Origin of the sequence: Prevotella sp. TCVGH (assembly GCF_023522295.1) — a bacterium.
In the GTDB taxonomy this organism is placed as follows: Bacteria; Bacteroidota; Bacteroidia; order Bacteroidales; family Bacteroidaceae; genus Prevotella; species Prevotella timonensis.
Window position 1 is genome coordinate 1 of record NZ_QFFX01000101.1, and the last position, 5,922, is coordinate 5,922.

4 protein-coding genes and 1 pseudogene are annotated in these 5,922 nt (G+C 40.8%); all 5 read right to left on the minus strand.

The genetic code is table 11. The annotated features are described in order from the left end of the window. Window positions 1-77: 77 nt before the first annotated feature. The 5 genes and pseudogenes from DEM91_RS11900 to DEM91_RS11920 all read right to left on the minus strand — a co-directional run bounded on the left by DEM91_RS11900 (window position 78) and on the right by DEM91_RS11920 (window position 5,697). Window positions 78-1,790 (minus strand): sigma-70 family RNA polymerase sigma factor, encoded by a 1,713-nt coding sequence (locus tag DEM91_RS11900; protein ID WP_036888022.1) that lies wholly within the window; start codon window positions 1,788-1,790, stop codon window positions 78-80. 232 nt (window positions 1,791-2,022) lie between these two features. Beyond that, window positions 2,023-3,060, minus strand: coding sequence for a nucleotidyl transferase AbiEii/AbiGii toxin family protein (locus DEM91_RS11905; RefSeq protein ID WP_036888024.1), 1,038 nt, complete (start codon window positions 3,058-3,060; stop codon window positions 2,023-2,025). Next, complete coding sequence (locus DEM91_RS11910; RefSeq protein WP_004348713.1) at window positions 3,038-3,679, minus strand: DUF6088 family protein; 642 nt, start codon at window positions 3,677-3,679, stop codon at window positions 3,038-3,040. Before DEM91_RS11910 ends, DEM91_RS11905 begins: the two co-directional genes overlap by 23 nt. Before the next feature lie 310 nt (window positions 3,680-3,989). Beyond that, window positions 3,990-4,405, minus strand: a pseudogene (locus DEM91_RS11915) (hypothetical protein). After that, on the minus strand, window positions 4,402-5,697 hold the full coding sequence (locus DEM91_RS11920) for a site-specific integrase (protein WP_249859059.1): 1,296 nt from the start codon (window positions 5,695-5,697) through the stop codon (window positions 4,402-4,404). The pseudogene DEM91_RS11915 and the gene DEM91_RS11920 overlap by 4 nt, the downstream one beginning before the upstream one ends. Between the last annotated feature and the right edge of the window lie 225 nt (window positions 5,698-5,922).

A 5,922-nucleotide genomic window follows, 5' to 3' on the forward strand; every position in this document is an offset into this window, starting at 1 on the left:
ACGTTGTTTCATACTATAAAGGTACAAAAATATGATGAAATGAGCAAACTTTGAACAATGAGTTTTGCAGAGGTCTCTTACCAAGTAAGCCGCAATCCAAATGGTACTGTTATGATGAACGGATGCTCTGTGCGGTAGGTTTCAAGGTCACTGCCATTCCAGAAGTAATAGAACATGTTAGGTTCTAAATACAGACTGAAAGGCTTGAATAGCCTATACTGAACACCGATACCTAAGTTCACAGACCACTGATAACGTGGCTTGATGTCACCCTTTAACGTGTAGGACGAGTCAGACGTTATGATATACTTCTTATCAAGTGAACTGTGAACTGGCATCTCGAATGTTACTCCACCAGTCGTATAGGCATTGAATCGTCCCTTGCTCCATATACGATAGGTCAATTGCAATGGTATGCCCACATAATCAATCTTCTGGGTCTTCAACAAGGTCGCACCATGAAACTCACTCTCAAAATCAGACTTCATTCTTGTGTAAGTCAATCCCGTGCCAAAAGTCCAATGGGAACTTAGTTGCTTGTTGAGCGACAAACTAAAGGTTTTGGGGCGGTAGTGGTGCGCCTTCTCACCTAAGGATGCGTTGTCTTCTGTTGCATTATTCTGTGCTATCCATGACATTTTTGCCCTCTCGACAGAATCCATCAGTGCATTGTTCCGAACCAAATAATTTACATAATCATCCCATGTATATAATTTGGCCGAAGCCCCACCGTTAGCGTAATCTACTACTGATAGGTAGTTCAAATTGGACATGGCTCCATTTGCTCCGGCATTAGATGAATAGCCGAATTTAAATGTCCATGGGTATTTCTTCTTATTGCTGACACTAGGCGACATACTTTCATTCAATGCCATCATTTTTTCTTCGGTAATTTGTGGAATACGAAGCACGGAGTCTTTGGTGCTGATACCCTTTATAACCAATTGTTTCTGTATAGAATCCACATGGAAAACTACAGTCTGCTGCTCGGATTCTACACTATCTGTTATCATCCGTGAAGAAATCTTTTCAGTAGAGGTAGCCATTTCTGCCAAGGCACGTTCATCATTATTATTGGTACTTATACTTGATGGGATGGAATATCTTGGTTGCACTATCTTTTGAGAGGCAGATTCTTTTAGAACCCGTCCTGGCAGCTCCTTATGAGTGGTTACTGCTGTTTGCTTGTGTTCAGAAGTTCCAACAGTTTTGTCCTTCGTTACGAAATAGATATAGACAGGTATCAGAATTGGAAGCAAGAAGAGCATCCAATAGTTCATCAGTATGGTCCGCAACATTTTCTTTGCTCGAACCAACTGAGAAGATGAACTGTGAGGATTGATACCAAGCAGTTCTCCAATTTCCTTATGGGAAAGACCATCCAGAACCGAGAGTTTGAATATCTCCCTGTTCCCCTCCGGTAACGACTCTATTGCCGACAGCAATAGTTCAAGTTCTATATTCTTTTCTTCCTCGTCTTCTTCGCTCAAAAATTCTATGCCCAGACTAGACAGAGGAATGTCATCCTTCTCTGTGCTTTGCAGGTACCTTAGAGAAAGGTTCCTTACAATGGTGATCATCCATCCCTCCAATTTTGAGTTGTCTTTCAGCGATTTGATGGAGGTGAAGATGATGATGAACGCATCATGCAAAATATCTTCTGCCGTGCTTTCGTCTGTCACATAATGCTGGCATATCCGCAATAATCTGTCGGAATATGCCTTGTATAAATTTCCGAGAGCTTTCCGTTCTCCCTGTTTACATGCGTTTATATCAACATCTACTTTCATAGATATACTTTTCCTTTTTATTAAAAGGAGCAGATTGTGACTAAAAGACTGCACGAATTTTGAAACTTTTTTTTGAAAAACTTGAAAAAGGCTCAAATTTATGACTAGTGGCCTATTTTTAAGGGCGAATAATCAACAACAAGAGCACTATTGCAAAGTTCACCTCCCGTCATAAAGGAAACATTGGATTGCGTATTTTGATACCTGTAACAAACGATGGTCAATGGCACATCTAAGGAATTATAATTTGTCTGAAGTCATGAAGTAATTTCTCCATTCTTTTCATCAATTCCTTAAAGGGCTTGGCTTCGCCATATATATATCCATCTACCATATTTGTCTCATAGTCCAGACGATAGGCTTTCAGAACCTCATTTCGGGGGATAAAATCAATACTTGTCGGATAATCTTTGTCATAGTCCACATATCCCAAATGATAGAAACGACGACGATGTTCTACGATAGCCTTATAAAGGTTGCCATCGTTCAGTGACTTCTGGCCAAACTCTGTGTCCATCAATCTATCTAAATCATAGAGATGCCGGGACATACGCAATGTTCTTGGTTCTTCCTTTTGAAGCTCCTCACTAAGAAGCAGTGCCTTCTCCAAAAATGTTCTTGATGGTGTTACAGTCTTGATAGATGCTGTCATTTCATCATCCTCCTCAGGGAACTTATCGAAGACAAGAGAGTGGATGTCGCATTTCTCATTAGGCTCAGACATAGATAGACAACTGATTTCTATTTTAACCCTCGCATCAATAAGTCTCATGCTGGATGGGAAAATACTTTCATAATTGACGAATATTACCGTTGGGTCACTGTCATGATCTATAGGCTTGGGAGGTTCCCCCACCATCGTTTCATTCTTTACAGTATATCCTTCAATTCCCATTTTCTGAAGTTCCACATCCAGTTCTGCTGAAAGTGTCCCATGAATATAATCTCGCGACGCTTTTCTTAACTTCTTTACCTGGTTGTTGTTCTCACACTTGGCAAATTGCAGGTTAAGGATTTTTTCAAAAAAAATTCTGTCAATGGAGATGTCGATATCTTCACTGAAACGGTTAATAAGATTCCATCCTTTACTCAAAGAAGTTCCACCCTTGAAAAGAAGCCATTTCCCACAAGATGTGTTAAACAGGGCTTTGAGGACTACTGTCACCCACCAATCCTTCTCTATCGCATTATCTTCGATATTATGATCTTGTGCGACTGATTGTATCATTGAGATCCTCTCATCAATGCTATGATTCTGCCAACTGCTCATGATTCTTATTGTTTAGGATGTTTATTATTTTTCTTCTTATCCATGCAGGCATGACTTTTAAGTCTTCCGACATGGTATCGTCCTCTGGATATTTACTCAATATCACATTGATTGCACTTTCCCACTCGCCATTATAGTTTCGTTCACCGATAGCTTTCATGGCTTGTACTAACAGACGTGTGACCTTTCCCTTCAATGCGAAATTCTTGGGCACTCCTCTTTTGAACGTGATGGTTTTATTGCCACACTTGATTTTTCTTGCAGACCCACTGGTGAGAAAAACAGGGGTCATGGTAACTTGTTCGGACAATCCGAGCATATTCAGCGCGGTGCTACCAGTAGGGAGAATCTCTGCATTATCTCTTTCTGCAATAGCACGAGCAATATCCTCGGTAGTTGGATAAACAACACCGAATTTGGTTTCCTTTGTTTTTAGGTATATACCACGAGATAGCCTTAATAACAATCCCTGCCGGACAAAATCTGACAAAATTTTGCCAACATACTCGTCGTCGTATTCTGGGAAACTATTATTAAAAAACAGAGTACCGGTGTTTGCTTTTTCAATACAGTTCCTAAGAATATCAACAACCTTCTTTTCTTCTTTGTTTATTAACATATATTAAGTCGTTTATTTTTGCAAAAATACCGAGTATTTTCCAAACACCCAAATTCTTTGAAGTTATTTTTATTTGGGTTGATCATTTCCATTCCATTTCAGAATATCATTTTGCAAGTGATACGAATATAATGGCAAGCAGTGTGTGTTCTTACTGGAAGATTACCAATAGAAGTAGTATGTAGTTTTTAAGTAGTAACTGGATGCTTCTCTTACTAACTACGCTACAAGATTTTTTCTTTCACCGTATTATACCCTATTGTAGTTATGTAGTAAGATATAATCAGTGAAAGAAAAAAGCGTATTACCATCAGTTATCCATGTTGCCTATCAGGAATATCGGTGTTATTATGGATGCTGGTTTCTGCAGCTTCTGACAGATGTACTTTCTGAACAAATGCGCTTCCGTGTTGTCTAACAGAAAGGACAGAGCGATGATGATAGAAAGCGGATAGAGCGGTGCATAGCCTTTGAGCGGTCCATTGATAACGACTTCTTCCTCGTCAGCAACTCTTTCTTCGGGATGCAGGTTGGAAGATTTCATAATTGTCTGAAGCCTATGGTTGAGTTTCCTCCATGTTACCCCAAAAAACTCACAAGTTCACTCTCTGTCATGGCTATCTCTCCGTTTCCTTTGCAAATGACTTGCATTTTGCTGCCCCAATCAAAATAGCTGCGATGATTGGCAGTGTTTGTTCTTATTTTTAGGTTGTTGTTTGTCTTCATGCCGTTTCCTCCATTTTACAGGTTACAATATCCGAAGATTCACAAGCCTCTCTCTCCGAAGTTTCCTTTTCTTTTGCCGATTGCTTGGCAATGAGCCTGTCCATATCCTCTGATATCTTTTTGTCCGTCACCTGCGCATAAACTTGAGTGCTTGATATGGAGGCGTGTCCCATCATCTTGGCTATACTCTCAATAGGTATTCCTGCGCTAAGGCACATCGTGCCAAACGTATGCCTTGCCATGTGGAAGGAAAGTCTTTGGCGGATACCGCAAGCCTTTCCCACAATACTCAGTTTGGCATCCATGACACTGCGGCTGCAATCACGATGAAAAACAAGGTGGTCGCCTTTTTCTTTCACCGTCTGCTGTACCTCGCTTCTTTCTGGCTCTTTCCGATAATGGCTGATTATGGCTTCCGCTATGGGATGTAACGGCACGATGAACTCAACCTTGGTCTTCTGACGTTCCTTTCTTATATACATCTGTTCGTCCGCTGTCGTTTGGATATGCTTGTTTTCCAAATTCTCCATATCTGAGATAGCCAAGCCTGTGAAGCAGGAAAAGACAAACATCAGTCTTGCCAGCTCTGCTTCCCTGTCGTTCATCTTCATTGCCATAAGTTTCATTACATCGCCCTTTTGTAGAAAACGTATCTTCTTTTCCTCTTTCTCATACTTGGCATTCTCAAACGGATTGCAGCGGATAATCCTCTTGCTGACCGCACGGAACATTAGTCGGCTCAGCCAGCAGAGGTTGCTGTTGACGGTAGATGCTTTCAGTCCACGCTTTTTGAGAAAGAAGCGGTATTCCTCGAACAAGTCCTCTGTAATTGTTCCGATGGATATATCCTGCACTCCTTTGTTTTCTACAAATTCACGGAGATTTCTGTCAGAATAGAACAGATTCAGGTAAGTTCCCTCTGCCCTTGATCTGCCAACACTTTCCTTGACTGTTTGGAGTTCCGCCCTGCTCATGGTAAGGAGCGTGGTCGGATTGGTGGCAATACCCTGTAAGCGGTTCTTTACAAGCTCCACACTTACCACTCCATCCTTTACAAGAATGTCCCGATAGGTCTTTTCCACCAAATCCCTGAACTCATTGATTCTTTGATTAGTCTTCCTGTTGGTTGTCAAACCCTGCTTGGTGTTCCATTCGGAGAATTTACACTCTTCTCCTGTGGTAATGGCTGCGTTCTTTCCGTCGATGGTGATACGGCAGAGAATGGCGGTATTGCCGTCTGCCTTGGTCTTCTGTCTGTTGATATAGAACAGTATCTTGAATGTACTTCTCATTGTCTTGATGGTTGAAGTTAATTAAATGAATAGATAAGAAATCAAATGACTTGATGAGACCTCTGCAAAACCTTACCTCATTCTCTATCATTCTTGTTTTTGAACACTATTGGCTCACCCGCAGTCAATATTTTTGGTTTTTAGGCTGTATATGCTCTATTTCATCTCATATTCTCCCCTTATTTGAGAGAATTAGACACAATTATCCCTGGAGTTCGATATAAA

Coding starts and splice junctions, on each gene's coding strand:
- DEM91_RS11900 (WP_036888022.1), bottom strand. CDS start 1,790: ATGAAAGTAGATGTTGATATAAACGCATGTAAACAGGGAGAACGGAAA.
- DEM91_RS11905 (WP_036888024.1), bottom strand. CDS start 3,060: ATGAGCAGTTGGCAGAATCATAGCATTGATGAGAGGATCTCAATGATA.
- DEM91_RS11910 (WP_004348713.1), bottom strand. CDS start 3,679: ATGTTAATAAACAAAGAAGAAAAGAAGGTTGTTGATATTCTTAGGAAC.
- DEM91_RS11920 (WP_249859059.1), bottom strand. CDS start 5,697: ATGAGAAGTACATTCAAGATACTGTTCTATATCAACAGACAGAAGACC.